At 65.8% G+C, this 23,062-nt stretch carries 26 protein-coding genes and 2 pseudogenes; 17 read left to right on the top strand and 11 right to left on the bottom strand.

The window, feature by feature from the left end; translation table 11 throughout:
* Positions 1 to 7: 7 nt before the first annotated feature.
* Entirely contained in the window at positions 8 to 1,252 is a 1,245-nt protein-coding gene (locus tag ABZ789_RS08975) for an AI-2E family transporter (RefSeq protein ID WP_358422045.1), read from the bottom strand.
* A 147-nt stretch (positions 1,253 to 1,399) separates the two neighbouring features.
* On the opposite strand from ABZ789_RS08975, the gene ABZ789_RS08970 reads away from it, so the two are divergent.
* The 6 genes and pseudogenes from ABZ789_RS08970 to ABZ789_RS08945 all read left to right on the top strand — a co-directional run bounded on the left by ABZ789_RS08970 (position 1,400) and on the right by ABZ789_RS08945 (position 5,704).
* Entirely contained in the window at positions 1,400 to 1,843 is a 444-nt protein-coding gene (locus tag ABZ789_RS08970; protein ID WP_358422176.1) for a hypothetical protein, read from the top strand.
* A gap of 36 nt (positions 1,844 to 1,879) precedes the next feature.
* Complete coding sequence (gene ychF / locus ABZ789_RS08965) at positions 1,880 to 2,959, top strand: redox-regulated ATPase YchF (protein ID WP_358422042.1); 1,080 nt, start codon at positions 1,880 to 1,882, stop codon at positions 2,957 to 2,959.
* 161 nt (positions 2,960 to 3,120) lie between these two features.
* Positions 3,121 to 3,509, top strand: a pseudogene (locus tag ABZ789_RS08960) (hypothetical protein); the annotation flags it as partial.
* A gap of 168 nt (positions 3,510 to 3,677) precedes the next feature.
* Complete coding sequence (locus tag ABZ789_RS08955) at positions 3,678 to 4,157, top strand: hypothetical protein (RefSeq protein ID WP_358422039.1); 480 nt, start codon at positions 3,678 to 3,680, stop codon at positions 4,155 to 4,157.
* Positions 4,158 to 4,340: 183 nt separating this feature from the next.
* A pseudogene (locus ABZ789_RS08950) lies at positions 4,341 to 4,713 on the top strand (excalibur calcium-binding domain-containing protein).
* A 637-nt stretch (positions 4,714 to 5,350) separates the two neighbouring features.
* Positions 5,351 to 5,704 carry a DUF1801 domain-containing protein gene (locus tag ABZ789_RS08945; protein ID WP_358422036.1) on the top strand — a complete coding sequence of 118 codons (354 nt, stop codon included), beginning with the start codon at positions 5,351 to 5,353 and terminating at the stop codon, positions 5,702 to 5,704.
* A 392-nt stretch (positions 5,705 to 6,096) separates the two neighbouring features.
* Here the strand turns inward: ABZ789_RS08945 and ABZ789_RS08940 are convergent, their stop codons facing one another.
* Together ABZ789_RS08940 and ABZ789_RS08935 are read right to left on the bottom strand one after the other, a co-directional pair.
* A complete protein-coding gene (locus ABZ789_RS08940) occupies positions 6,097 to 6,486 on the bottom strand; it encodes a hypothetical protein (protein WP_358422033.1) in 390 nt (129 codons plus the stop codon).
* A 48-nt stretch (positions 6,487 to 6,534) separates the two neighbouring features.
* A complete protein-coding gene (locus ABZ789_RS08935) occupies positions 6,535 to 7,092 on the bottom strand; it encodes a helix-turn-helix domain-containing protein (protein WP_358422030.1) in 558 nt (185 codons plus the stop codon).
* 134 nt (positions 7,093 to 7,226) lie between these two features.
* Here ABZ789_RS08935 and ABZ789_RS08930 point away from each other — a divergent pair, with 134 nt between their 5' ends.
* Positions 7,227 to 8,255, top strand: a complete 1,029-nt coding sequence (locus tag ABZ789_RS08930; protein WP_358422027.1) for an ABC transporter permease — start codon at positions 7,227 to 7,229, stop codon at positions 8,253 to 8,255.
* Between the two features lie 51 nt (positions 8,256 to 8,306).
* Here ABZ789_RS08930 and ABZ789_RS08925 read toward each other — a convergent pair whose 3' ends face one another.
* Both ABZ789_RS08925 and ABZ789_RS08920 read right to left on the bottom strand, forming a co-directional pair.
* Complete coding sequence (locus ABZ789_RS08925; RefSeq protein WP_358422024.1) at positions 8,307 to 9,095, bottom strand: hypothetical protein; 789 nt, start codon at positions 9,093 to 9,095, stop codon at positions 8,307 to 8,309.
* 84 nt (positions 9,096 to 9,179) lie between these two features.
* Positions 9,180 to 10,154: a pseudouridine synthase gene (locus ABZ789_RS08920; protein ID WP_358422173.1), complete on the bottom strand. Its 975-nt coding sequence runs from the start codon at positions 10,152 to 10,154 to the stop codon at positions 9,180 to 9,182.
* Between the two features lie 64 nt (positions 10,155 to 10,218).
* On the opposite strand from ABZ789_RS08920, the gene ABZ789_RS08915 reads away from it, so the two are divergent.
* On the top strand, positions 10,219 to 11,481 hold the full coding sequence (locus ABZ789_RS08915) for an MFS transporter (protein ID WP_358422021.1): 1,263 nt from the start codon (positions 10,219 to 10,221) through the stop codon (positions 11,479 to 11,481).
* Positions 11,482 to 11,485: 4 nt separating this feature from the next.
* Here the strand turns inward: ABZ789_RS08915 and ABZ789_RS08910 are convergent, their stop codons facing one another.
* Complete coding sequence (locus ABZ789_RS08910) at positions 11,486 to 12,367, bottom strand: hypothetical protein (protein ID WP_358422018.1); 882 nt, start codon at positions 12,365 to 12,367, stop codon at positions 11,486 to 11,488.
* An 81-nt stretch (positions 12,368 to 12,448) separates the two neighbouring features.
* Positions 12,449 to 12,715: a helix-turn-helix transcriptional regulator gene (locus ABZ789_RS08905; RefSeq protein WP_358422015.1), complete on the bottom strand. Its 267-nt coding sequence runs from the start codon at positions 12,713 to 12,715 to the stop codon at positions 12,449 to 12,451.
* Between the two features lie 94 nt (positions 12,716 to 12,809).
* Here ABZ789_RS08905 and map point away from each other — a divergent pair, with 94 nt between their 5' ends.
* The 4 genes from map (at position 12,810) to ABZ789_RS08885 (ending at position 15,800) form a co-directional block, all read left to right on the top strand.
* Positions 12,810 to 13,589, top strand: coding sequence for a type I methionyl aminopeptidase (gene map, locus ABZ789_RS08900; RefSeq protein WP_358422012.1), 780 nt, complete (start codon positions 12,810 to 12,812; stop codon positions 13,587 to 13,589).
* 59 nt (positions 13,590 to 13,648) lie between these two features.
* Positions 13,649 to 13,945 (top strand): zinc ribbon domain-containing protein, encoded by a 297-nt coding sequence (locus tag ABZ789_RS08895; RefSeq protein ID WP_358422009.1) that lies wholly within the window; start codon positions 13,649 to 13,651, stop codon positions 13,943 to 13,945.
* Positions 13,946 to 13,968: 23 nt separating this feature from the next.
* Complete coding sequence (gene fmdA / locus ABZ789_RS08890; RefSeq protein ID WP_358422006.1) at positions 13,969 to 15,222, top strand: formamidase; 1,254 nt, start codon at positions 13,969 to 13,971, stop codon at positions 15,220 to 15,222.
* Between the two features lie 89 nt (positions 15,223 to 15,311).
* On the top strand, positions 15,312 to 15,800 hold the full coding sequence (locus ABZ789_RS08885) for an FBP domain-containing protein (protein WP_358422003.1): 489 nt from the start codon (positions 15,312 to 15,314) through the stop codon (positions 15,798 to 15,800).
* 15 nt (positions 15,801 to 15,815) lie between these two features.
* Here ABZ789_RS08885 and ABZ789_RS08880 read toward each other — a convergent pair whose 3' ends face one another.
* Positions 15,816 to 16,400: a helix-turn-helix transcriptional regulator gene (locus ABZ789_RS08880; RefSeq protein ID WP_358422000.1), complete on the bottom strand. Its 585-nt coding sequence runs from the start codon at positions 16,398 to 16,400 to the stop codon at positions 15,816 to 15,818.
* 48 nt (positions 16,401 to 16,448) lie between these two features.
* Here ABZ789_RS08880 and ABZ789_RS08875 point away from each other — a divergent pair, with 48 nt between their 5' ends.
* Positions 16,449 to 17,294, top strand: coding sequence for a class I SAM-dependent methyltransferase (locus ABZ789_RS08875; RefSeq protein ID WP_358421997.1), 846 nt, complete (start codon positions 16,449 to 16,451; stop codon positions 17,292 to 17,294).
* Between the two features lie 73 nt (positions 17,295 to 17,367).
* Entirely contained in the window at positions 17,368 to 17,610 is a 243-nt protein-coding gene (locus ABZ789_RS08870; protein WP_358421995.1) for a hypothetical protein, read from the top strand.
* Between the two features lie 44 nt (positions 17,611 to 17,654).
* Here ABZ789_RS08870 and ABZ789_RS08865 read toward each other — a convergent pair whose 3' ends face one another.
* On the bottom strand, positions 17,655 to 19,112 hold the full coding sequence (locus ABZ789_RS08865) for a benzaldehyde dehydrogenase (protein WP_358421992.1): 1,458 nt from the start codon (positions 19,110 to 19,112) through the stop codon (positions 17,655 to 17,657).
* Between the two features lie 248 nt (positions 19,113 to 19,360).
* On the opposite strand from ABZ789_RS08865, the gene ABZ789_RS08860 reads away from it, so the two are divergent.
* A complete protein-coding gene (locus tag ABZ789_RS08860; protein WP_358421990.1) occupies positions 19,361 to 20,203 on the top strand; it encodes an alpha/beta hydrolase in 843 nt (280 codons plus the stop codon).
* Between the two features lie 34 nt (positions 20,204 to 20,237).
* Here ABZ789_RS08860 and ABZ789_RS08855 read toward each other — a convergent pair whose 3' ends face one another.
* Entirely contained in the window at positions 20,238 to 20,951 is a 714-nt protein-coding gene (locus tag ABZ789_RS08855; protein WP_358421987.1) for a type 1 glutamine amidotransferase domain-containing protein, read from the bottom strand.
* A 141-nt stretch (positions 20,952 to 21,092) separates the two neighbouring features.
* Complete coding sequence (locus ABZ789_RS08850; protein ID WP_358421984.1) at positions 21,093 to 22,052, bottom strand: ferritin-like domain-containing protein; 960 nt, start codon at positions 22,050 to 22,052, stop codon at positions 21,093 to 21,095.
* Positions 22,053 to 22,389: 337 nt separating this feature from the next.
* Here ABZ789_RS08850 and ABZ789_RS08845 point away from each other — a divergent pair, with 337 nt between their 5' ends.
* Together ABZ789_RS08845 and ABZ789_RS08840 are read left to right on the top strand one after the other, a co-directional pair.
* Positions 22,390 to 22,677, top strand: coding sequence for a hypothetical protein (locus ABZ789_RS08845; protein WP_358421981.1), 288 nt, complete (start codon positions 22,390 to 22,392; stop codon positions 22,675 to 22,677).
* 98 nt (positions 22,678 to 22,775) lie between these two features.
* Positions 22,776 to 22,973 (top strand): hypothetical protein, encoded by a 198-nt coding sequence (locus tag ABZ789_RS08840; protein WP_358421978.1) that lies wholly within the window; start codon positions 22,776 to 22,778, stop codon positions 22,971 to 22,973.
* Positions 22,974 to 23,062: the final 89 nt, after the last annotated feature.

Here is a 23,062-nt window from a genome sequence, read left to right as displayed (position 1 = left end):
GCCACACTCACTCCTCCGGGGTAGAAGCCTCCGGCGAGGAGGGCTGCGGCGAGGAGGTCTTCGGGTCGGGGACCGAGGTGTCGCCCGGGGCAGGTAGCGCCTTCGTCTCCTCCTGTCCCTCGTCGGCGCGCTCGTCGATCTGCTCGCCGATGTAGCGGATGACCACCGCGGCCACCGCCGCGACGGGCACGGCCAGGAACGCACCGACGATGCCGAACAACGACGACCCCGCGGTGACGGCGAGCAGCACGACCGCCGCATGCAGGTTCATCGACCGCGACTGCAGCACGGGCTGCAGCACATTCCCCTCGATCTGCTGAACCGCGATGATGAGGACCAGCACGATGAGGGCGGTGGTGAAGCCGTTGGCGACCAGCGCCACGAGGACGGCCAACGCGCCCGCGACGAACGCGCCGACGATGGGAATGAATCCGCCGATGAAGGTGAGGATCGCCAGCACGGGCGCGAGCGGGACCCCGAGGATCAGCAGGCCGATACCGATGAAGAGGGCGTCGATGAAGCTCACCAGGGCCTGCGTGCGGATGAACCCGCCCAGCGTGTCCCACATGCGGCCGAGCACCTCTTCGAGGTGACGTCCGGCGCGGCCACCGCCGACACGGTGCAGCCACGGAAGGAATCGCGGGCCGTCCTTGATGAAGAAGAACGTCAGCACGAGCACCAGACCGAGTGTCACGAGCAGCGAACCTGCGGTGCTCACGCCGGTGAAGACACCTCCGGCGATGGTCGCGGCACTGCCCTGCACCCGTTCGACGACAGCGTTGACCGCGTTGTCGAGTTGCTCGTCGCGCAGATTGATGGGCGGCCCCTTCACCCAGTCCTGCACGGTGTTGATGCCCTGGGTCGCCTTGTTGGCCAGATCGGGTACCTGATCGATCACCGACGGCACGATTCCGGCGATGATGCCACCGACGACGGCGAAGAACATGACCAGGGTGAGTCCGGCTGCGGCTGCCGGCGGCACCCCGCGTTTGGTCATGCCTCGGGTCGGCGGCCACAGGATGGTCGAGACCACGATCGCGAGGGCCACCGGGAGGACGATCACCCACATTTTCGCGATGATCCAGCCGAGCACCACGGCGCCGGCGGCGATGACGACGAGGCAGGCCGACCACTTGGCGAGCCATATCCCGCCGGCTCCGAGCAGGCTCGCCCGATCGGGTTTCACCGGCTTGCCACTGCTGCTCTCACCGGGCGCGGTCTTCGATTCGGTCAACGACGGTCCTTCCGACATGTATCGAGCTCGATACCGATCGACAGTCGCCAATCTACGGTGACCGAGCGCCGCGCGGGCTCCGGACGCGCACCGGAAACGGCGGTGAAGAGTCCCCTGTCGTGGCATTCTCGAAACGTGACGAATCGAACGAGTGCGACGCGGTGGATGCGTTTTCCTGTGGCGGTGACGGCGATGGTCGCAGTATTCGCGCTCAGCGCGTGTAGCTCCGAGGACACCCCCGGCGAAGAAGACGTGCGTTCGTCGGCGAGCGTCGCTGTCACGAGCGTGCAGGACCAGGCAGAGGGAGCGATCTCGTCGGTTCAGAGCGTCGCGTCGAGTGCTGCGGACCGGGCGGGGGACATCTTCGACGAGGCGAAGCTCGACGTCTTCGTCGCGGCCTTCCGTGCGGGCTTCCCGGCACTCTCGGCCGACCGGGAGACGCAGTCGATCGAGTCCATCGTCACAGAGGCATGTCCGTTGATCGACGCGGGCGCTAGCGACCAGGAAGTCAACGCGAAGGTCGGTGAACTGGCGACGAACGGATCGACCGTGCCCGACGAGGATCAGGCGGCGCGCATCGCGCAACTGGTGCGCGTGGCGTGCGGGTGAAGTAGGCCGAGAGCGGCCGCGTAGAATACCGATTCCGTGAGCCTTACCCTCGGAATCGTCGGTCTTCCCAATGTCGGCAAGTCGACGCTGTTCAATGCGCTGACCAAGAACGACGTGCTGGCAGCGAACTACCCGTTCGCCACCATCGAGCCCAACGTCGGCGTCGTCGAACTGCCCGATCCGCGGTTGAACCGGCTTGCCGAGATCTTCGGCTCCGAACGCATTCTCCCGGCTACCGTGTCGTTCGTCGACATCGCCGGCATCGTGAAGGGCGCGTCCGCCGGTGAGGGCATGGGCAACAAGTTCCTCGCCAACATCCGTGAGGCCGACGCCATCTGTCAGGTGGTGCGGGTGTTCGACGATCCGGACGTCGTCCACGTCGAGGGCAAGGTCGACCCGATGGCCGACATCGAGGTCATCGCCACCGAGCTGATCCTCGCCGATCTGGAGACGATCGAGCGGGCCCTGCCGCGACTCGAGAAGGAGTCCCGGAAGAACAAGGAACTCGTCGCGCAGCTCGACGAGACGAAGAAGGCGCAGGCGATCCTCGAAGACGGCCGCACCATCTTCTCCGCCCAGACCGAGGTCAAGACCGAACTGCTGCGTGATCTGCACCTGCTCACCGCCAAGCCGTTCCTCTACGTGTTCAACGCCGACGAGGCGGTGCTCACGAACGAGGAGCGCAAGGAGGAACTGCGTCAGGCCGTCGCACCGGCGGACGCCGTCTTCCTCGACGCCAAGGTCGAATCCGAGCTCCTCGAACTCGACGAGGACGAGGCGATGGAACTCCTCGAATCCATCGGCCAGACCGAAGCCGGTCTGAAGCAGCTTGCGCGTGCCGGCTTCCACACCCTCGGACTGCAGACCTACCTGACGGCGGGGCCGAAGGAATCGCGTGCCTGGACGATCCGCAAGGGCGACACCGCTCCCAAGGCCGCCGGCGTGATCCACACCGATTTCGAGCGGGGCTTCATCAAGGCCGAGATCGTCTCGTTCGCAGACCTCGACGCGGCCGGTTCGATGGCCGAGGCGAAGGCCAAGGGCAAGGTCCGCATGGAAGGCAAGGACTACGTCATGGCCGACGGCGATGTCGTGGAGTTCCGCTTCAACGTGTAGTCGGGCTGCGTCGCCCCAGGTGGACGGCAATGTACTCCGAAGTAACCGCAGGTGAGACCACCTTCTGAGCAGCAGTGGTGGCGCACCTGCGGATCGGTGGCTGATCACCCCGCGCTGGGGCTGAGACGGGGCTGGGTAGAGCACGTTCTCCGACCCTGGACATGCGCAACTTGCAGTTCGAGTACGGCGCCGAAAGCGGCTGCGCCATCGTCAATTTCGACGGTCCGATCGTGTTCTTCGTGGTATCTCGCTGTCGCCTTCAGCTGCGGTGTCGACAAGCGCACCGCCGCTGATGTCCGTCTCGTCGAACTCGAGGCGCGGTTCGCGGCGGCGGAAGACGGCGAGAAGTCCGGCCTCGGTGTGGAACTCGCAGCGTTGCGCATCGCAGTGCGTTCCGAGAAGCTGGGCGAGATCGCTGCCGAGTTCGGGGCCATCCACAACATCCAGCGCTCAGCGCGTCGGCTCGGTGCACCGGATCGTTCCCGCAGCCCAACTGCGGCCCCGGATCATCGCGGCGATGCAGCGCGGGATGGCCAGGTCGCTCGCGTAGTCCTCGTCTCGTGTGACCCCGGACACAATGTGGCGCAGGGCACAGATATGTTGCAGTGCAACCGATCCGAGCCGAAGGCTCGCGGAACCCTCAATCATTTCTCAGGAATGTTTCATCTCCGGCTCCTACCTTGGGTATTGCGGACCAGGAAGGAAAGGGGTGCGGACAATGCGCATCGACAAGCGATGGCTCATCGCAGGTGTCGCGGCAGCGGCCGTGGCGGCCGGATCGGTGGGGGTCGCAACCGCAGTGGCCACCGACGAGCCCACAGGTCCGGGTGAGGTGGTCGCGCAGACGCAGGAAGACACACAGCAAGCAGACGACGGCCGGAAGACCGACGACTTCAGCGAGCGCAGGCACGACCGTCCCGACTCGGCAACGGCACCGGACGTTCAGCGCGACGGCGACCGCGGACCGGTTGACCGTGGCGGCGACACGGAGCAACCGCGTGGACCGCGAGCGGACGGTGATACCGACGAAGGTGACCGTCCGGCCCGGCCCGAACGCGGACCCCGCGACGAGGCCCGTGACAACCAGACCCGTGACGAACGCGGACCCGGCGCGCATCATCGTGACCACGACGGAGACCACCACGCTCCGCAGGACGCCGATGAGGATGCCGAGCAACAGGACGGAGCCGGCATCTAGTCCGCTGCCTCTCTCCGGCAAGGGCCTCTCCCGCACCGCGGGAGGGGCCCTTCGGCGTGCGAGGACCTTTACGACGGTTGCCTCACGACAAGCTCACCGGGCCGTGTAACGGGGGCGGACGCTGTGCCGACACCCAAGCGAGTCCGGACATTTCGGGCGATCGGATCGACTCGAAAGGCAACCATGAAGATGAAGCGTCTCGCTGCCGCTGCACTGAGCTGTGCGGCATTGACCGTGGCGGCTCCGGCTACGGCCAGCGCATTCACTCTGACCGAGCTGCTCCCGGTGGGGATCGCGGATCTCGTCCCGAGCGGTTCCTGGAACCCGCTGGCGCCTCCCGCCCAGCCTGCACCGGCGCCCGCACCTGCACCTGCACCCCCGCAGTCGGCACCCGCGCCGGCGCCGCGTCCCGGTCCCGCACCGAGCGGAGGGTTCAAGAACTGCACAGAGGCGTGGAACGCCGGGGCCGCACCCGTGTACCGGGACGACCCGGGCTACGCGCCGCGACTGGACAGCGACAAACGACGGGATCGGCTGCGAGAAGGATCCGCGCTAGTCCCCGAAACGACGAGAGGGCCTTCCATCGACGATGGAAGGCCCTCTCGTCGTTCGATGTCAGAGCCAGCCGGAATCGTATTCGAGCGAGTCATTCACGAACTGGGTTTCGTCGCCCAAAGTTGCGTGTCCCGGATGATTCCGAGGAGGCCGACCGTGTCGGTGCGGTGATGAACTTCGCCGGTGTCGGGCTCCCAATGGATATATATAGGGCTGACCGGCTTCGAACGGGCGTGACACCGATGAATCGTCGTGAAGGCAGCTTGTGAAATCAGTGCTGTGTCCCACTGAAACTGGCACCTGTGGAATCGGATTCGCTACTCGGCGGAAAGCAATTCTGTGAAGTGATGTGCCTGCTGGTACGCGGGGAGTATGCAGTACTGCGTTGTTCCGTGCCGGAAGCCGGGTCGGGTTCTGGTCGACCGTGAGGCGGAATCCGTCGTATCGGGGGGTATTCGTCTGCATGACCGCTATCCTGATCCCGGTGGGATGTTCCACCGATTGCGCTTCCACGTGACGACCACGTGAATCATCGCGGAGAGGCCTGAGCAGTCAGGACATGTCCGGATGGAGTGCGGCGTATCGATACGCCAACTTCATACGCCGACACTCGGCGTCGGCTGACGAAAGGATGTGCCATGTCGTCGAAGGACGAGAAGAACCTGGCGCAGGTGCTCGACAAGATCTCGAAGATGGAAGAACCGCGGCGGGCGGTCATGCAGCGTGTGCACGACATCATCGTGGCCACGGCGCCCACCCTGAAGCCGCGGATCTGGTACGGAATGCCTGCCTACGCGAAAACGGCCGGCACCCCCGCGCTCGTGACGTTGCGCAATGACGAACGCTTGAACCTCGCGATCACCGAGAAGGCTGCGTTTCGGCCTGCAGGCGGGGTGGACGGGGCGCTGATGCCCGCCGCGTGGTACTTCGAGACCGTCGACGAGGACACCGAGAAGCGCATCGCCGAGATCGTTCGTTCGGTGGTCGAGTGATCTGGGGCGTGAAAACTGCTTCCCGAATGCTGCTGGATGACAAGGCTTCACACGGCTGTTCGGCATTCGAGATGCGGTGAGGTTTCCACTTCGACCTGTAGTGGGGTGCGTCGGATCGGCCCCGCTACAGGTCGACACCCAGTTGCGGTTGCAGGTAGATCGAGCGCTGCCTCGTGTAGGTGGTAATAGCCCGCTGGGAGGATAGAAGATTGGAAAGGTGCGTCCGAAGAGAGTCGGCGCGCTGGGATCCCATCCCGGTGCCTGGGCCGAGACCATCGCAGCACGTAAGGTCGAGTGGGGGACGCTTCCGCCTACATGGACGATCACCGCTCGGTGTGATGGCAGCGGAAGATGCTGTTTCGTGTGCCCGACGATCGCGCTGGCGTTCCGCTTCAACGTCTGGTGCGATCCTGTCGAGGATGCGACCGGCCCAGCCCGTACCGGGCACTCGTGGCCAGTGCGAGAGACCAAGCACTCCAAACCTTTTCGGGTCGTGATGGAGAGAGCGCATTGGTTGCCGTCCCGATCAGGCCGATCACGACACAGCCGCGACGGAGTACGCCTTTCACCTTCGGTCGGGTGCGAGGTGAGGCGAGCGTGACTGCGCCGGCGGCATAGACGAACGACGCGACCCCACTCGCGACACGCAACCCGACGGGAAGCGTGCCGCTGTGCTTGCCTCCGTACGAAGCGCGTCCCCACGGCGCCCCGGCGGCCAGGGCTGCCTGGAACGCCGACATCGTCACAAGCAGGACCTGGGTAAGGCGCACGCTGCTGTTCACGCGCCGATTCGAACACTTCCCGGGTGTGTGCGCAAGATCGTGTTCGACTCAGGCAGGTCGCATACCCGCCAGGAGGATCGACACCAAACGTGGGACCAGGTTCGGAGTGGCCGCGCAAATCGCGTCGGGCAAGGGACGAGTGATCAATCCGATCGCCAGGACCAGTTCCAGCGCATCCAGATCGCTGCGCACGAGTCCGGCGGGCCGGACCGCGTCGAGCAACGCTTCGACTCCGGCGAGCGTCTCGGCCTGAGCCTGTCTCACCGTTCCGGAAATCTGGTCCGTCACGAACTCGGCGAGTGTGGCGGAGAGAGCGCCCAGGTCGAGTTCGATCAGGCGCTGCACGTAAGCCGTCCACGCCGACTCGGGGGACGAGCCGACCGACTTCAGGGCATCGGCGCCGGCGGCTCGCATGTCGCCGAGGATGGCCAGCGCGACCTCATCTGCCAGTGCGGCCCGAGACTCGAAGTTCCGGTAGAGGGTGGCGATTCCCACTCCGGCGGCGTCGGCGATCGCTTCGAGTGCGACGTCACTCCCGTGAGCTGCGAAAAGCCGGCGTGCTTCCTGCACGATCAGCCGACGGCGCTTCGCGGCATCGGAACGCAACGGCTCCCTCTCTTCTTCCGTCTGCGGGGCTGTGAGGAACTTCGCTTGACACCTCGATGCTAGCCGGAGGATTATTCTCCGGTACAAGTGGAGGAATATTCTCCACTTTCTCTCCATCGGACAGGAAAGCATCAATGGCAGGCGCCGACACGACAGCTCCCGAGGCGGGTACACCCGCCCCACGCAAGCCTCACCCGGCGCTCTCGCTGGTGGGCATGACGTGCGGGCTGGGGGTGATCCTCCTTCTGTTGCTGCTGGTCTTCATCATGCCGTCGCTGAAGAGCGGGCCGCAGGGCCTGCCGGTGGGAATCGTCGGAACGAACTCCGGCGCAGACGATTTCGCGAATTCCCTCGCGATCTCCGAGGCGGACGCCTATGCGCCGCAACGGTTCGATTCGGAGCAGGAACTGCGGGAGGCGATCCTCGACCGTAGCGTCGTGGGTGGTTTCGTCGTCGACCATTCCGGCGTTCGCGCATTGGTTGCAGGAGCGGGTTCGACCGCGATCTCCGGCGCGCTCACCGGGACTGCCGAGGCGCTCGGTGCGTTGGGTGAGGCAGAGGTATCCGTCGAGGACGTCGTTCCGCTCCCCGATTCCGACCCCACGGGCGTCGGTATCGGAGGACTGGCCTTCCCGCTGGTCTTCGGCGGCATCGTCCCCGTCGTTGCGTTCCGGAAGATCCTCCCGCGCAGCAACGGTTGGTACCTGACGGGATTGCTCGGCTTCGCGGTGGTCGGTGGCATCGTGGTCGCCTCCGTTCTCATGTTCGCCTTCGGAAGTATCGAATCGGCGTTCTGGCCGGTGGCTGCATCGATGGCGATCGGTATCGCGGCGCTGGCTCTTCCTCTCGCCGGTCTCCAGGCAGCCTTCGGCGCCAAGGGGTTCACCATCGGCGCGATGGTCATGATGTTCCTGGGGAATCCGCTTGCGGGCATCGCCACGACCTCGGCGTGGCTCCCCTCCGGCCTCGGCGTGTTCGGTCAGGTGCTGCCTCCGGGCGCGACCGGAACCCTGGTGCGTTCGGCTGCGTACTTCGACGGTGCCGGCGGACTGGTCGCACTCCTGACTCTCGTCACGTGGATCGTCGTGGGGTCCCTGCTGTTCGCGGTGGGTACGCGCCGCGCAACGGTGAAGGAAGATGCCGAGCTTCCCTCGGCACCATAGCGCCAGGGAACACCGAGTGCCGACAGTCACGGCACCACCGGATCGGCGCGCTCACGTCGGCATCCTCTCGGTCTTCGGTGAGAGTCTGCCGATCACCGCACTTCCGATGATGCCGAGGATGATCATCGCGACTCCCAGGGCGTCGGGTAGCGAATCGGTGACCCATCCGAAGATCCCCGCGACCAGCACGAACGTCGGCAACCAGTCGACGAGCTCCAGAAGCGGCGGGGCCGGTTCGGGAGCGCCCCGTGCTGCCGCATCCTTCGCGCCGGCATAGTCGGGGTAGAACTCGGTGAAAGCGATTGCGAAGAAGATCGCCGCCAGCTGGAGTGCCCATCCGGTCCAGAAGTTGCCGGGGTCGTCCATCACTGCATCGCCGATGCCCCCGACGATTGCCGAGAAGATGAACGCACCGGCCCAGACCGCCGAGATCACGTAATTGATCTTCAAGAAGAGTGGTGACGTCCAGTACTCCTGCGGCACTTCCTCTTTCGCATAGGGCAAGGTGAACGGTCTGCGCGCGATCAGGGTGGTGACCACGAACACCGCGAGCGCGAGATTGGTGATTTCACCTGCCCAGATCTCCATCCAGTCGATGACACCCTCCGATGCCACCAGACCCACCACTGCGAACACGGCGAAGAACGAGGCGCCGAACACGTCCAGGGCATAGATCTTGATGCCGCGCCGCGACCCCACCCACATCGTCAGCAGGACGAGACCGAGGGCGAAACACACCGCTTCCTCGAACCGCCCGGGCGACGACAGGACCGACATCACTATCCACGGCACGATCCCCGACAGCGGTGATCGGAGGTAGCCGTCGACGGCCTTGGTCATATCCACCAGCGTATTTCGTGGATCCGGCCGTGTCGGAAGTTTCGGAGGATCACCCGAGCAGAAGTCCGAGGGAGGACGACACGCTCACCCTCTGGGATTCGGCGCTTCGTCCAAAATGCGACGGGTGACGAACCGGCGCGGCAGCCCCGAGAGCGGATCGACGAACTCCAGTTCCCGCGCGAGCAACTGGAGTGGGAGGCGGTGGTCGTCTGGTGTCTCGGGCAGCAACTCGGGGTACCAACGGTCACCGAGGATGCCGATGCCCAGCGCCGCCAGATGCACGCGCAGCTGGTGCATCCGGCCGGTGTGGGGACGCAGGAGCGTGTGCAGCACGCTGCGCCCGGACCTGCTCACGCCCGTCCCGAGCATCTCGATCAGGGTCTCGGAATTGGGTTCGCAGGTGTCGTCGACGACCACACGCAGTTCGCCGCGCCGTGCCTCGATGTGGTTGCGGTAGAGCACGGGAAGAGCACGGCCGGCGAGTGCCGGCGTCGCCGGATCCCACTCTGCCGGTCGTGCCGACACCGCCTCGTACACCTTGGTGACCTGCCGTTTCTCGAATAAAGACTGGTATGCGCCGCGCGTCGCGGGACGGGCCGAGAACATCACCAGGCCGGCGGTTGCCCGGTCGAGGCGGTGGATCGGTGTGAGATCGGGGTTGTCGAGGCGGGTCCGCAACCGGACGAGCGCGGATTCCCGCAGGTACCGGCCGCCGGGAGTCGTCGGGAGGAAGTGGGGCTTGTCGATGACGACGAGATCGTCGTCGACGTGCAGGATCTCCTCCTGGAACGGCACCGGCTCCTCGGCGGGTAGATCTCGGTAGTACCAGACGAACGTGTGCTCCCCGAGGGCTGCGCCACGTCCGACCGGCCGGCCGTCGATGCCCACGATCTCTCCGATGTCGAATCGACGGTAGAGGTCGTCGGCATCCATATGGTCGAACCGCTCGACGACATACTCGGCGACCGTCGCCCACGGCCCGGAGGTCGGAACCCGCAGTCGCGTGGGACCGACCCCGTTCTTGACGGGCAACGGTGAGGGCATCGGCACGCGCACCATCATCCCATCGGTCCAGGAGAGCGCTCGCCGGGGCGGCGGGGAACCCTTCTGCGACCATGTCCGCATGACCTCACCGGCCCGGCTGGGCATACCGACCGGCACATTTGCCCTGCTGGCGGCTCTGTACTTCGCGCAGGGTCTGCCCTACGGATTCTTCACCCAGGCACTTCCGGTGGTGCTCCGTGAGTCGGGTTTCTCGCTGATTGCGATCAGCGCGACAGGTGTGCTGTTCGCGCCGTGGGCGCTGAAGTTCCTGTGGGCGCCGTACGTCGACCATTACGGGACGCGGCGGCAATGGCTCCTCTCGCTCCAACTCGCGGCCTCGGCGGTGTCGTTGGTCCTGGCGTGTCTGGATCTGTCCTCCACATTGCGGTGGTTGCTCGTCGGAATCGCGGTGGTCAACGCAGTGTCGGCCACACAGGACGTCGCGACCGACGGCCTGGCCGTGCAACTCCTCGGCCCGACACAACGTGGGCTGGGCAACGGCATCCAGGTCGGCGCGTACCGCATCGGGATGATCGTCGGAGGGGGAGCGCTGCTGTGGGTGTTCTCCCTTGCCGGCTGGCGCAGCCTGTTCCTCGCGATGGCGCTGCTGCTGGTGCTGACGACCATTCCCGTGTGGCGACTGCCTCGAACGGAGCAACGTGAGGAACCGGCGCCGCGGAGCGCGCGACGAATGACGGTGGCATGGTGGGCCCGGTTGCGCCGCCCCGGCATGCTCGCGTTCATCCTTCTCATCGGAGGGTTCAAGTTCGGCGATTCGATGGGCTCGGCGATGGTGGGCCCCTTCATGTCCGATTCGGGCTTGACCCTGGGGCAGATCGCGCTGGTCAAGGGTGTTCTGTCGTCGGCGGGTGCACTCGGGGGAGCGGCGCTCGGTGGATGGTTGTGCTTCCGGCGCGGCCGGCGGCAGGCGCTGCTGATCGGCGGTGTCACCCAGACCGCGAGCCTCGTGCTGTATGTGATCGCAGCACTCGGATACGGCGGATTCGGGCTCATCGTCTCGGCGAGTCTTGCCGAACACGTCCTCGGCGGGGCCGCGACGGTCGCGGTGTTCACACTCATGATGGATGCGGCGGACAGGGACCACGCCGGCAGCGACTACACGCTGCTCGCGTGCGCGATCGTCGTCGTACAGGGCATAGCGGGCTTCACCGCGGGTGCGGTCGGTGACCTGTTCGGTTATCCCGCCCTGTTCGGTACGAGCGTTGTCCTGTCGGGAATCGGATGCGTCGTCCTGCTGATCTCGGTCGACCGGGGAGTCGGACCGAGCGGGCTCCACAGTGCGTGGAAGATCAGCGCGCGGCAACCGGTCGTTCGCCCCTAGGGAATCACCGCGACCAGTACTGCAGCATGGGTTCCTCGGCGAGGATCGTCGAGCCTTCCGAGATGACGAGCGAACGCGGCGAAATGCTGTATTGCACGCCGGCGTTCGTCACGGTGAACCCGTCTCCCGAAGGCACGGGGTCGTCGATTTCGATTGCCGATCCGTCGTCCGTACGCACACCCTTGTAGTAGAAGCGTCCCGTCCCGGTCTCGCACACCACGACGAGCGACTCGCTCGTCTGCCCGATGGCGACCGCGGGATTCGTGTGGTTGCAGCGCGCCCCGGGTGCGCCGACGAAACCTTGCCCATCGGTGTTGCCGAAGGCAGGCGCGGGAGATGTAGGACGCACAGGTGGTGCCGGCGCCGGTGCGGGAGCACCGGTCGCCGTCAACTCGAGATCCTCGATCCGCAACGCCGCATCGGACGGGAGGACCGTGACGTAGCTGTTGCCCTGCACGATGCTGTTGGCCGTGACGCACGCGAAGTCACCCGTCAGGCATGACAGCCGCTCCCAGTAACCACCGAGCGCGTTCGTCGGACGTATCGCGTATTCGCCGGGCTCGATGTCCACACCGACCTTCAGGGTGCCGTTGGTCGGGAAGCTGCTCGGGGCTGCGGGCGGGTTCGTCTGCGGTTGCGGTGCAGCCGAGGCGGACGGCGACAGGCTGACGGTCACGGTGGGTACGGATGCGCTCGCGCCGGCATCCCCGGGTTCCGGATCGGACGAGCGGGTCAGGGTGAGGATGAGCGCGGCGACGGCGGCGCCGACCGCCACGAGCAGTGCGCCTCCCATCAGCCACGGCCACTTCGGCTGTCGAGGCGGAGGGTCGGTGGGCCACGGGGGAGGGGGAGCGCCGTATCCGTCCGGCGGAGGCTGCATCGACATCCGGGTCCCTTCGCTGTCGCGGCATCTCGACTCGTGATATCGCTGCAGGTGCCGGTCGCTGTTACGGCCCGTGGTTCGCGGCTACCCGGTCCGTTGCAGGTCTGTGCGGGAGAGGGACAGTTCGGCGAGCTCGTCGAGAGAAACTGGCAGAACACGTGCGAGTGCTGCGATCGTGGTGAACGCGGGCGTCGCCAGTCGTCCGGTCTCGATCTTCCGGAGAGTTTCCGGTGAGATCTCAGCAGCCCGGGCCACTTCGGCGAGCGTCCTGCTGCCCCGGGCATCTCGCAGCCGCCCGCCCAGACGTTTGCCGGCAGCCAATTGTTCCTGGGTCAGAGGGAGTCGCACCATGGCAGGCAGTCTAGCCAGTATCGGTATGAAAATACCGATCACCGCGTAAGGTCGGTACTCGAATGTCGTTCGACGGGCTCGAAGGAGCAGGCCGGTGCTGGAACTGAAGACATCCCCCGAGATCGCGGCGATGGACGTGACCGGCTCGTTCATCGCCGAGTTGCTCGACGACCTGACCGACCGCGCCAGGCCCGGGGTCAACCTGCTCGATCTCGAGCAGCGCGCGCGGGATCTGATCGACGAGCGCGGTGCGGTGTCGTGCTACTGGGACTACGCTCCCTCGTTCGGCCGCGGGCCGTTCCGGAACGTCATCTGCCTCTCGGTCAACGACGCCGTCCTGCACGGACTCCCGCACGATTACGTGCTTCGCGACGGCGACCTGCTGAGCATGGACATCGCCGTCTCGATCGACGGATGGGTCGCCGATTCGGCGCGTAGCCTCATCGTCGGTGCAGAACGACCAGAGGACAGGCGCCTCGTCGAAGCGACCGAAGTGGCGCTGGCCGAGGGCATCGCCGCCGCCCTACCCGGTAATCACCTGGGTGATATCTCCGCGGCGATCGGTGCGGTGGCGGCCGAGTACGGCTATCCCGTCAATACCGCGTTCGGCGGGCACGGCCTCGGCCGCACCATGCACGAGGATCCGCACGTGTCGAACACCGGGCGTCCGGGTCGTGGGCTCGTGCTGCGTCCCGGTCTGACGCTCGCGCTCGAGCCGTGGTTCGCAGCCGGAACGGACAAGATCGTCTACGACCCGGACGGTTGGACGATCCGCTCGGCGGACGGCTCGCGCACCGCACACAGTGAGCACACGATCGCGATCACCGAGGACGCACCGCTCGTGCTGACGAGACGCGAGCGCGTCACCGAGTAAGTCACCCCGCGGATCGGCGGATCTTCGGTTACCGTCATGGGACCGACGTGCGAGAGGCGATGCCGATGCCGCTGTACGAGTTCCGATGTGCGGAGTGCGGTCCGTTCGACCTCTCCGTTCCCATGAGTGAGGTCTCCGCGTCGACCAGGTGCCCGCAGTGCGGCGGGCACGCTCGTCGATTGCTCACCCCGCCCCGTCTCGGTCGCGGCGGGTCGACGGCGATGCGATTGCACGACGCGACCGCACGCACCGCCTCCGAACCCGACGTCGTCTCGGGTGCCCTGCCCGGCACATCGCGACGTCCGTCTCGGTCGGTTACGACCGATCCCCGACACCGATCGTTACCCCGACCCTGATCCACTGTTTCCCAGGAGGTCTCGTGCCCGACGTCGTCTTCCCTCTCGATTCGACCCGCCGGTTCACCGATCAGGAGAAGATCGGTCACAACCGCTGGCATCCGGACATCCCTCCCGTCGCGACAGTGAAACCGGGTGACTCGTTCCGGGTGCACTGTCGCGAATGGTTCGACGGTGAGATCCACAACGACGATTCTGCCGACGACATCCGCAATGCCCCGCTGCACATCGTGCACGCGTTGTCGGGACCGTTCGCCGTGGAAGGCGCCAAGCCCGGCGACCTGCTGATCGTCGACATCCTCGACATCGGGCCGATTCCGCAGGAGGATTCCGGCCCGCTCGCGGGGCAGGGATGGGGATACACCGGCATCTTCGCGAAGACGAACGGCGGGGGATTCCTCACCGATCAGTTCCCCGACGCCTACAAGGCGATCTGGGATTTCACCGGGCAGAAGGCGACGAGCCGGCATGTTCCGCATGTGTCGTTCACCGGCATCGTGCATCCCGGTCTCATGGGGACGGCCCCGTCGCACGACTTGCTGTCGACGTGGAACACCCGGGAAGCCGCCCTGATCGCAACGGATCCCGACCGGGAGCCGGCCCTCGCGCTGCCGCCCGAACCGAACGGAGCCATTCTCGGCAGCCTGTCGGGCGCCGACTTCGATCGGGTCGCGGCCGAAGGTGCCCGGACTGCGCCGCCTCGCGAGAACGGCGGTAATCAGGACATCAAGAACCTCACCAAGGGCAGCCGGATCTTCTACCCGGTCTTCGTCGACGGGGCGAACCTGTCGGTGGGCGACCTGCACTTCTCACAGGGTGACGGTGAGATCACCTTCTGCGGTGCCATCGAGATGGGCGGGTTCATCGACCTGCGTGTCGATTTGATCCCGGGCGGCATGGAGACCTACGGCGTCAGCGAGAACGCGATCTTCATGCCGGGCAACACCGACCCGCAGTACTCGGAATGGCTCGCCTTCTCCGGTACCTCCGTGACGCTCGACGGTGAACAGCGTTATCTCGATTCGCAACTGGCGTATCAGCGGGCGTGCCTGCATGCCATCGACTACCTGACCAAGTTCGGGTACAGCCCGGAGCAGGCGTACCTACTGCTCGGCGCCGCGCCGATCGAGGGGCGGTTGTCGGGCGTCGTGGACATCCCGAATTCCTGTGCCACGGTGTATCTTCCGACGGCGATCTTCGACTTCCCGGTCGGTCCTTCGGCCTCGGGCCCGGTGCAGATCGACCCCGGTTCGGGGGCGCCGCGCTCACCGGCGTGAGCGCCGGTGAAATTCGATTGTCCGGTGCAGCACCTTGTGGGTACCGTTCACGGGTCTGTACGTATGCGAACGAAAAAGGTTGCCCGGACATGGACCCGCTCACCGAGCGAGATATCAGAGCATCATTCGTCAACTGTTCCAAGGGGGAGGCAAAGCGGTTACCGGCTCCGCGTGACCTCGAAGGCCGGCCGTGGGAAGATCTCGATTTCCTGGGCTGGACCGATCCGTCGTTTCCAGGTCGCGGTTACATCGTCGTCCCGCGCGACGACGAGGTCGTGGGTGTCGCCATGCGGTTCGAACAGCAGGGTTCCGGGAAGACGCAGATGTGCACGATCTGCCTCACCACGCACACCAGGGGTGGCGTCGCGCTGATGACGGCGAGCAAGGTCGGCGACTCCGGGCGAGCGGGTAACGCCGTCGGGACGTACATGTGCATCGACCTGGCGTGTTCGTTGTATGCGCGCGGCAAGAAGAAGCCCGCACTGGGAAGCCGATATCGCGAGGATCTCGACGCGGACGAGAAGGCCGAGCGCGTTCGCGACAATCTCCGCGCGTTCGTGGACCGGCTGTACGTCTGAGCGGAACTCGCCGAGTCAGCGCCCACCTGTGTTACGCAGGTGGGCGCGTTCCCCGTTGTGATCGAAGATCGTGAGAATCTCCAGCGGTCCGTCATGCGCGCTGACCGCGTGCGGTGTCATCGTCGAGAACTCGGCGGCATTGCCCTCGTGTATGAGGATCTTCCGCTCACCGAGTTGGAGGCGCGCCGTTCCGGAGAGGACGGTGAACCACTCGTGTCCAGGATGGACGGGAAGTGCGTCCGACGGCATCGGTTCCTGTCGGGTGATCCGCATCTTGGCGACGGTGACGCCGCCCATCGAGCGCTCCCGTGACAACAGCCAGGTCGTATAGCCAGGGGTGTCGCACGGTTGGGGTCTGATCACGACGTCCTGATCGTCACCGGACTCGACGAGTTGATCGATCGTGGTGTCGAGTGCCCGGGCGATCGGGACCAGTTGGTCGAGAGCGATTCTGCGGCGGCCGGTCTCGATCCGGCTCAGATTGGACGGGCTGATGTGGCACCGGGCTGCGAGGGCCTCGAGCGTCCAGCCCTGCGCGAGTCGCAGACTGCGGATGCGCTGCCGGATCAGCTGGTCCAGATCGGGCGGTTCTTGCTCCATAGGCAAGAGTGTATGCCGAAATCGAATGAGCCGCTCTAACGTGGAGACATGCACGACCACACGCACCACCACCCACCACACGGCCACCGGCATGACGATTCGATGGCAGATCTGCTCGACCTCGACGCGGAGATCCATCGGACCTACTTCGAGGAGTTGCTGGACCGGGTTGCCGGTGGGCTCACACGCCGACCAGGCACCGTCGTCGATATCGGGGCCGGAACGGGTGCGGGCACACTCGCTTTGGCACGCCGATTTCCCGACGCGCAACTCGTCGCGCTCGACCTGTCCACCGACATGCTGGGTCGTCTTCGGCGGGCCGCCGACCACAACGGCTTCGCCGACCGCGTACGAACCGTCGAGGTCGACCTCGACGCTGGGTTGCCGGACGTCGGTTCGGTCGACCTGGCCTGGGCAGCACTGTCCTTGCACCACATCGAGGATCCCGACACGCTGCTGCGGCAGTTGTTCGAGGCGATGGAACCAGGCGGAACGGTGGTGGTGACCGAAATGGAGTCGCAGCCGCGATTCCTGCCGGACGACATCGGAATCGGCACGCCCGGCCTCGAGGCGAGATGTCACGAGGCTGCCGCTTCACGAGGGTGGAACACCTACCCGGACTGGAGTGACAACCTTCACCGGGCCGGTTTCGAGGTGATGGAGAAGCGACACGACGAACTCGGAGTCGAAGTCGACGAGACGGCCCGGCGATACGCCCACGCGATGCTGAGCCGGACCCGGAGCGGGCTCGCAGACGTCTTGGCCACGGAAGACCTCGACACCCTCGACCGGCTGGTCGCGCACGGCCCCGAATCGGTGCTGCACCGAACGGATCTGTCGGTCCGTGGATCTCGAACCGTGTGGATCGCAAGGGCGGCGAAGGAGGACTCCTGACGAGCGCGAAGAGACAGCCGCAGCGGTGACGGAACGAGCCGCCCGTGAGGGTGTGCGGCTCTAGCATCGGTACATGGTCCCCTCACGCTCGGCGCCCGCCGATCTGCCTGCGTCCATCGGCCGACCCGCGATGCGAGCCCTGCTCGCCGAAGGGATCGAGAACCTCGACCACCTCGCTCGTCGAACAGAACGGGAGGTGGCGGCGTTGCACGGTGTCGGACCGAAGGCGATACGCATCCTGGGGGAGGCGCTCGCCGGACGCGGACTCACCTTCGCTGAACAGGCCCGCGGGGAAGCACCCAAAACGGTCGGGTGAGCGCGAGAACGCGCTCACCCGACCGTTCGTCGTCGAGGTGCGTGTCAGAAGGGGTAGCGCGCGATCTCGGGACGCACCGTGATCCACTGGGTCTCGGTGAACGCCTCGATGTTCGCGGCCGGACCGCCGAAGCGAGAACCGGTGCCGGAGGCTCCGACACCACCGAAGGGAGCGTTGGCCTCGTCCGCGACCGTCATCTCGTTGATGTGGACCTTGCCGGAGTTGATGCGGTCGGCGATCTTCATGGCCGTACCGACCTCGCCCACGATGCTCACCGACAGGCCGTACTCGGACGCGTTCGCCAGTTCGACGGCCTCGTCGAGGTCGGAGAACTTCAGAACCGGTGCGACGGGACCGAAGATCTCCTGATTCCAGGCGGGCATATCGACGGTCAAATCGCTCAGCACGGTGGGCCGGTAGAACAGGCCCTCGTGTGTGCCGCCGGCCGCGAGAGTTGCCCCTGCCGCGACGGTGTCCTGCACGATCGTGTCGATGTTCGTGAGTTGCCGCTCGTCGATGATCGGCCCGAGATGTACGGGACCGGCCGCGGGATCACCGACGACGAGCCCGTCCGCCTTCGCGGCGAGAGCACGCACGTAATCGTCGAAGACGGATTCGTGCACCAGATGGCGACCGGTCGTCATGCAGATCTGACCTTGATGGAAGAACGAACCCATCGCCCCCACACCGGCGGCGAGATCGACGTCTGCGCCCGGGAGAACGATCATCGCGTTGTTGCCACCGAGTTCGAGGTGCGTGCGCTTGAGGTGCTCGGCTCCGGCCTTGCCGACGTGACGTCCGGCGGCGGTCGACCCGGTGAACGAGACCACCCGGACCTCGGGAGCGTCGACGGTGGCAGCGCCGACGTCACCGCCACCGGGCAGCATCTGCAGCAGACCGGTGGGAAGCCCGGCTTCCTCGAAGATCCGGGCCACCACGACGCCGCCGATGACACTCGTACGCGGGTCCGGTTTGAGCAGCACTGCGTTGCCGAGCGCCAGGGCCGGAGCGACCGAGCGCATCGCGAGCAGCAGCGGGAAGTTGAACGGTGCGATGACCGATACGACGCCGGCGGGCAGACGGCGAGCGATCGACCAGTGACCGTTGTCCGACGGCAGATATTCGCCGTGCGGATGAGTGGGCAGGGCGGCGGCCTCGAAGCACTCGGTAGCGGAACCGAACACCTCCATCGCGGCCTTGTCCGGGATGGAACCCGCTTCACGAATGCCCCAGCCGATCAATTCGTCGGCGTGCTCGCGAAACTTCTCACCGGCGCGGCGCAGGACGGCCGCGCGTTCGGACGGGGGAGTGGCGGCCCAGGACTTCTGCGCGGCAGCGGCAGCGCGGGCGGCGGTATGGACGTCGTCAGGGTCGGCCAGCCCGATCTCTGCGATCTGTTCCCCGGTCGAGGGACTGGTGACCTTGGTGGTACCGCCACTGCCGCGGCGCCAACCGTCGAGGTGGATCATTCCCGTCCACACGGATTCGGGGAGCAGAGCCATGTTTTCTCCTCAGCGCGTTCGTCTCCGTCCCCGCCTGCGCGGGTGCGTGACGCCGATGTGTCCCACGAGTGTGGGAGCGATTGCACAAGGCGGGACAATCGTTCTCATTCAACGATAAAAGTCCGCGACGACCGGCAGGTCGCTACGGACAGAGCACCCGCATTCGGATGTTCCGCATGTAGAGCTCGGGGCATATACATTCGAAAAGTCCCGGCTCCGAGACACCGTCCGAAGGAAAAGGTGCTGCGATGCCCACCGTCGACCTCACTGCCGGACCGATCCATTACGTCGACCGCGGCGAAGGTCCGCCTGTCGTGCTCCTGCACGGATTGTTGATGAATCACTCCGTCTGGGACCGGGTGCTCGAACGGCTGCCGGACGGATTCCGCTACGTGCTGCCCGATCTCCCGCTCGGTGCGCATTCCGACCCGATGCGGCCCGACGCGGATCTGAGCCTGCACGGTCTCAACCTCCTGGTGGCGGAGTTCCTCGCCGCGCTCGATCTGCACGAGGTGACCCTCGTACACAGCGACTGGGGAGGAGCCCTGTTCCTCACGGCCTACGGGCTCGACGACCGGGTCGGGCGATTGATCCTGTTGCCGTGTGAGGCATTCGACAACTTCCCACCGGGGTTGCCGGGCAAGTCCGTTTCGCTCACCGCGCGCATACCGGGCGGAGTGGCCCTCGCGCTACGGCTGCTGCGCATCCGCTGGTTGCGGAACACACCGATGTTCGTCGGCTGGATGGCGCGAAAACCGATACCGGACAATCTGGTTCGATCCTGGACCGAAGCAGGCCTGCAGAACGGCGGCGTGCGCCGAGATCTTCGCAAGTATGCGACGTCGAAATTCGTGAAGAGCGACCTCGTCGCCGACACCGAGGCCCTGAGGAATTTCACCGGACCGGCGGCGGTGCTGTGGTCTTCGGACGGCAAGGTCATGCCCCGCGAGCACGGGCGTCGACTCGCCGAATTGTTGCCGGACGCAGTCCTGACGGAGATCGACGACGCGTACGTGCTGTCGATGCTCGACCGGCCGGATGCGGTGGCCGACGAGATGTCGAATTTCCTGCTCGACGCCCGTCAGCGGTGACGACCGGAGTCGTACGAGTGTCGGATCTCGCGTGTCACGATGCAGCGCGGGCCGGTACCTCGGCGACCACACGCTCGGCCAGTGGCCGGGAGGAGGCGGGGTTCTGGCCCGTGTACAGGACGCGGTCGACCACCACGTGCGGCTCCCAGGCGTCGGCGGACGAGAAGATCGCGCCGGCCTCCTGGAGACGATCCTGCAGTAGCCAGGGTGCCTTGTCGGCGAGGCCCGCCTGCACCTCCTCGACGTTCGTGAACGACGTCAACCGGTAACCCTCGAACAGCCAGCGGCCACCGGATCCGAAGGCCGGAAGCAGAGCTGCCGGTGCGTGGCACACCATCGCGACCACCTTGTCGGCCTCGACGAAATGCCGTACGAGTTCGCCGAACCGCTCGTCGACGGCAAGGTCTTCCATCGGACCGTGACCGCCGGGAGCGAACAGCAGGTCGAAATCCTCGGCACGCTGATCCTCGAGAATCGCGGCGTCGGCCAGAACCGGCTGCAACTTCTCGAGTGACGCCTTCAGGGCAGTCACGCGGTCTTCGCCGCCCGCGGCACCGGGTTCGAGGCTGGCTTCGTCCACCACGGGAGTGCCACCCCCGGGAGTGGCGACGGTAATGTCGTATCCGGCCTGCTCGAAAACTGTGTAGGGCTCGACGAGTTCCTCCGCCCAGAATCCGGTGGGGTGGCGGGTGCCATCCTGCAACGTCCAGTGATCGGCAGCACTGACGGCGAACAGGACACGAGTCATGTTGTCTCCTTCGAAAGAACGTACGGTTCGCGTACCCGCTTCGAGTGGGATCGACACGGGGGGTCACGGCACGACGATCGCCGGGCCCGTGCGGACCCGGCGATCGTGTTACGGACTACTTACCGGTGAGAGCGTGGGGGATCAGACGCCGACCACGTCCTGTGCGATGGAGGCCAATCGGGTCTGAGCTGCGGAGACGACGCCGTGTCGCGCCTTGTGGGCTTCCTCGTACGCGACGATCGCGCGGATGTCTGCCGGCTCTGTCAGTTCCTTGACCGCCGCCACGGCCTTCGGGACTGTGAGGTCGTCGTAATTCCGGATCGGCAGCTCCTCCTCCGTGAGAACACCGGAGGCACTGCGGGCCCTGTGCAGAACGTCGGCGGCGCTGTCGGCGCCTTCCCTGCGGCTCACGCGTTCCGCCGTCTCGAGGGCGGCATCGCGACTCGCGCCGATCGTCTTGGCTGCGACGTCACCGGCATGAGCACCGCGGGAGAGCAGCGATCCGATGCGCGGCCGCGTGGAGCGGGCGACGTCGATCGCACGATCGATTCCGCGCGCCGACCAGGTGACAGGCGTGTTGACCAGACGCACCGCAGCACCGGCCGCAGCCTGCAACGGTGTACGGCGCAGAGCAGCGGGGCCACCGAGGGCCTCCTCTGCGATGACAGTGGTCAACCATTCGACCGTGGCCGAGTGAGCGGTGATCAGACGGTCCGCCAGGGACACGACCGACTTGTGACCGCCCGCGGTGGCCAGCGCCTTCACGTAGCGAGCACGATCGAGGAGCTGATGCTCGAGGGCGAGATCGGACAGCAGTGCTTCGTCGAACGGCTGAGCCTGTTCGGTGAGAGTCTTCACCATGATTGCGGCGCGACCGAGGAACGGACCCACCACATCGGGCAGACCACCCAGATCACGAATAGCTTCTTCGATGGCTACCGCACGGATACGGCAGTTTTCGGCATTTTCGGTCAGTTCCTTGCGTACCGCTTCGGTACGTGCCTGAGCCACGCGGGTTTCCGCCACCTGCGTTTCCGCATGAGTCAGTTCGTGGAGTGTGCGCAACTGGGTGAGCAACGCCGGAGTTCGGTTCTCGGTCATTGTGCGTTCGCCTCCTTCGCACTGGAGAGTCGGTGATCTACCGACAAATTCACATCGATCAGGAAATGACGTGACAACTGTTGGCTACCCGACACCCATAACTGCTAACGTCTATGTGATCCATAACACACCCATCGGTCGAGTTCGGTGCCTTAGTGACCACTCGACACACGTGAGGCGAATTGGCCGGTTTGGGCCGATCGCTCGCGGGGAAACATTCGGAGCACGCCTTGACGTGAGATATCGCGGCCGAATCGGCACGCGGCCCTGCCGGGCACCCCGGCGGGCCGCCACCGTGAAACGGCACAATCAGCAAAGGGAAAGCGGGGACGACACGATGACCACGGCAGTACCTGTCATGGCCCCGGAAGTGATCACCGCGCCGACGACGGCCGCTCCATCCCGGCCGGTCGACGCTCCGTCGGAGGGTGTGGACGCAAGTCCCCCGGCGGTGACCGAAATGCCCACTCTCCTAGAACATCCGATCGCCGGCTCCCTGATGTTCGTCATCCTGGCCGTGTGCGGCTGTGCGGCCGCAGTGGCAATTGCGGGGTCCTTCGCCGGCGGGCTCGCTCTGGCCGGTGTGGTTGGAGGAGCGGCAGCGCTTCTCGTCGCGGTTCTCTAGGGACCGGAGAGTGCGGGCAGGCAGTTCTCGATGAATTCGCAGGCGACACACCGAGGTGGGTCGTTGCAGCGGAGTGTGGCCCAGCGCACCATCGGACCATGTCGATGCCGTGGTACGAGGACGGCGGCTTCGCGTGGGAGCGCCGCGAAGCCGGTTATACCTGGGAGCAGATCGGCAACGAACTCGGTTGTCCTGCACACGTCGCGCAGAATCTGGGGGAGCGTTACCACGCCGACGTGAGTGCCGAGATCGCGAGGAATCAGCTCTCACTGTTCGATATCTCGACGGAAACGTGACAGTCGGCATGTCTCGACGGTGACGTAGTCGTCTACATCTCCGTCAGCACGCGCGACCTGCGGCGCAGTCGTCTGTCCGAGCGGTGTGA

Source organism: Rhodococcus sp. NPDC047139 (assembly GCF_040643435.1).
Lineage (GTDB): Bacteria > Actinomycetota > Actinomycetes > Mycobacteriales > Mycobacteriaceae > Rhodococcus.
This window is presented reverse-complemented; position numbering and strand designations above follow the sequence as displayed.

Bases quoted from the DNA above. Each gene is read 5' to 3' on its own strand.
- ABZ789_RS08955 (WP_358422039.1), top strand. From the start codon at position 3,678: ATGCGCATCGACAAGCGATGGCTCATCGCAGGTGTCGCGGCAGCGGCC.
- ABZ789_RS08895 (WP_358422009.1), top strand. From the start codon at position 13,649: ATGCCGATGCCGCTGTACGAGTTCCGATGTGCGGAGTGCGGTCCGTTC.
- ABZ789_RS08875 (WP_358421997.1), top strand. From the start codon at position 16,449: ATGCACGACCACACGCACCACCACCCACCACACGGCCACCGGCATGAC.
- ABZ789_RS08970 (WP_358422176.1), top strand. From the start codon at position 1,400: ATGCGTTTTCCTGTGGCGGTGACGGCGATGGTCGCAGTATTCGCGCTC.
- ABZ789_RS08850 (WP_358421984.1), bottom strand. From the start codon at position 22,052: ATGACCGAGAACCGAACTCCGGCGTTGCTCACCCAGTTGCGCACACTC.
- ABZ789_RS08910 (WP_358422018.1), bottom strand. From the start codon at position 12,367: ATGTCGATGCAGCCTCCGCCGGACGGATACGGCGCTCCCCCTCCCCCG.
- ABZ789_RS08920 (WP_358422173.1), bottom strand. From the start codon at position 10,154: ATGGTGCGCGTGCCGATGCCCTCACCGTTGCCCGTCAAGAACGGGGTC.
- ABZ789_RS08870 (WP_358421995.1), top strand. From the start codon at position 17,368: ATGGTCCCCTCACGCTCGGCGCCCGCCGATCTGCCTGCGTCCATCGGC.
- ABZ789_RS08880 (WP_358422000.1), bottom strand. From the start codon at position 16,400: ATGGAGCAAGAACCGCCCGATCTGGACCAGCTGATCCGGCAGCGCATC.
- ABZ789_RS08905 (WP_358422015.1), bottom strand. From the start codon at position 12,715: ATGGTGCGACTCCCTCTGACCCAGGAACAATTGGCTGCCGGCAAACGT.
- ABZ789_RS08860 (WP_358421990.1), top strand. From the start codon at position 19,361: ATGCCCACCGTCGACCTCACTGCCGGACCGATCCATTACGTCGACCGC.
- ABZ789_RS08915 (WP_358422021.1), top strand. From the start codon at position 10,219: ATGACCTCACCGGCCCGGCTGGGCATACCGACCGGCACATTTGCCCTG.
- ABZ789_RS08975 (WP_358422045.1), bottom strand. From the start codon at position 1,252: ATGTCGGAAGGACCGTCGTTGACCGAATCGAAGACCGCGCCCGGTGAG.
- ABZ789_RS08930 (WP_358422027.1), top strand. From the start codon at position 7,227: ATGGCAGGCGCCGACACGACAGCTCCCGAGGCGGGTACACCCGCCCCA.
- ABZ789_RS08840 (WP_358421978.1), top strand. From the start codon at position 22,776: ATGTCGATGCCGTGGTACGAGGACGGCGGCTTCGCGTGGGAGCGCCGC.
- ABZ789_RS08925 (WP_358422024.1), bottom strand. From the start codon at position 9,095: ATGACCAAGGCCGTCGACGGCTACCTCCGATCACCGCTGTCGGGGATC.
- ABZ789_RS08885 (WP_358422003.1), top strand. From the start codon at position 15,312: ATGGACCCGCTCACCGAGCGAGATATCAGAGCATCATTCGTCAACTGT.
- ABZ789_RS08855 (WP_358421987.1), bottom strand. From the start codon at position 20,951: ATGACTCGTGTCCTGTTCGCCGTCAGTGCTGCCGATCACTGGACGTTG.
- ABZ789_RS08945 (WP_358422036.1), top strand. From the start codon at position 5,351: ATGTCGTCGAAGGACGAGAAGAACCTGGCGCAGGTGCTCGACAAGATC.
- ABZ789_RS08865 (WP_358421992.1), bottom strand. From the start codon at position 19,112: ATGGCTCTGCTCCCCGAATCCGTGTGGACGGGAATGATCCACCTCGAC.
- ABZ789_RS08845 (WP_358421981.1), top strand. From the start codon at position 22,390: ATGACCACGGCAGTACCTGTCATGGCCCCGGAAGTGATCACCGCGCCG.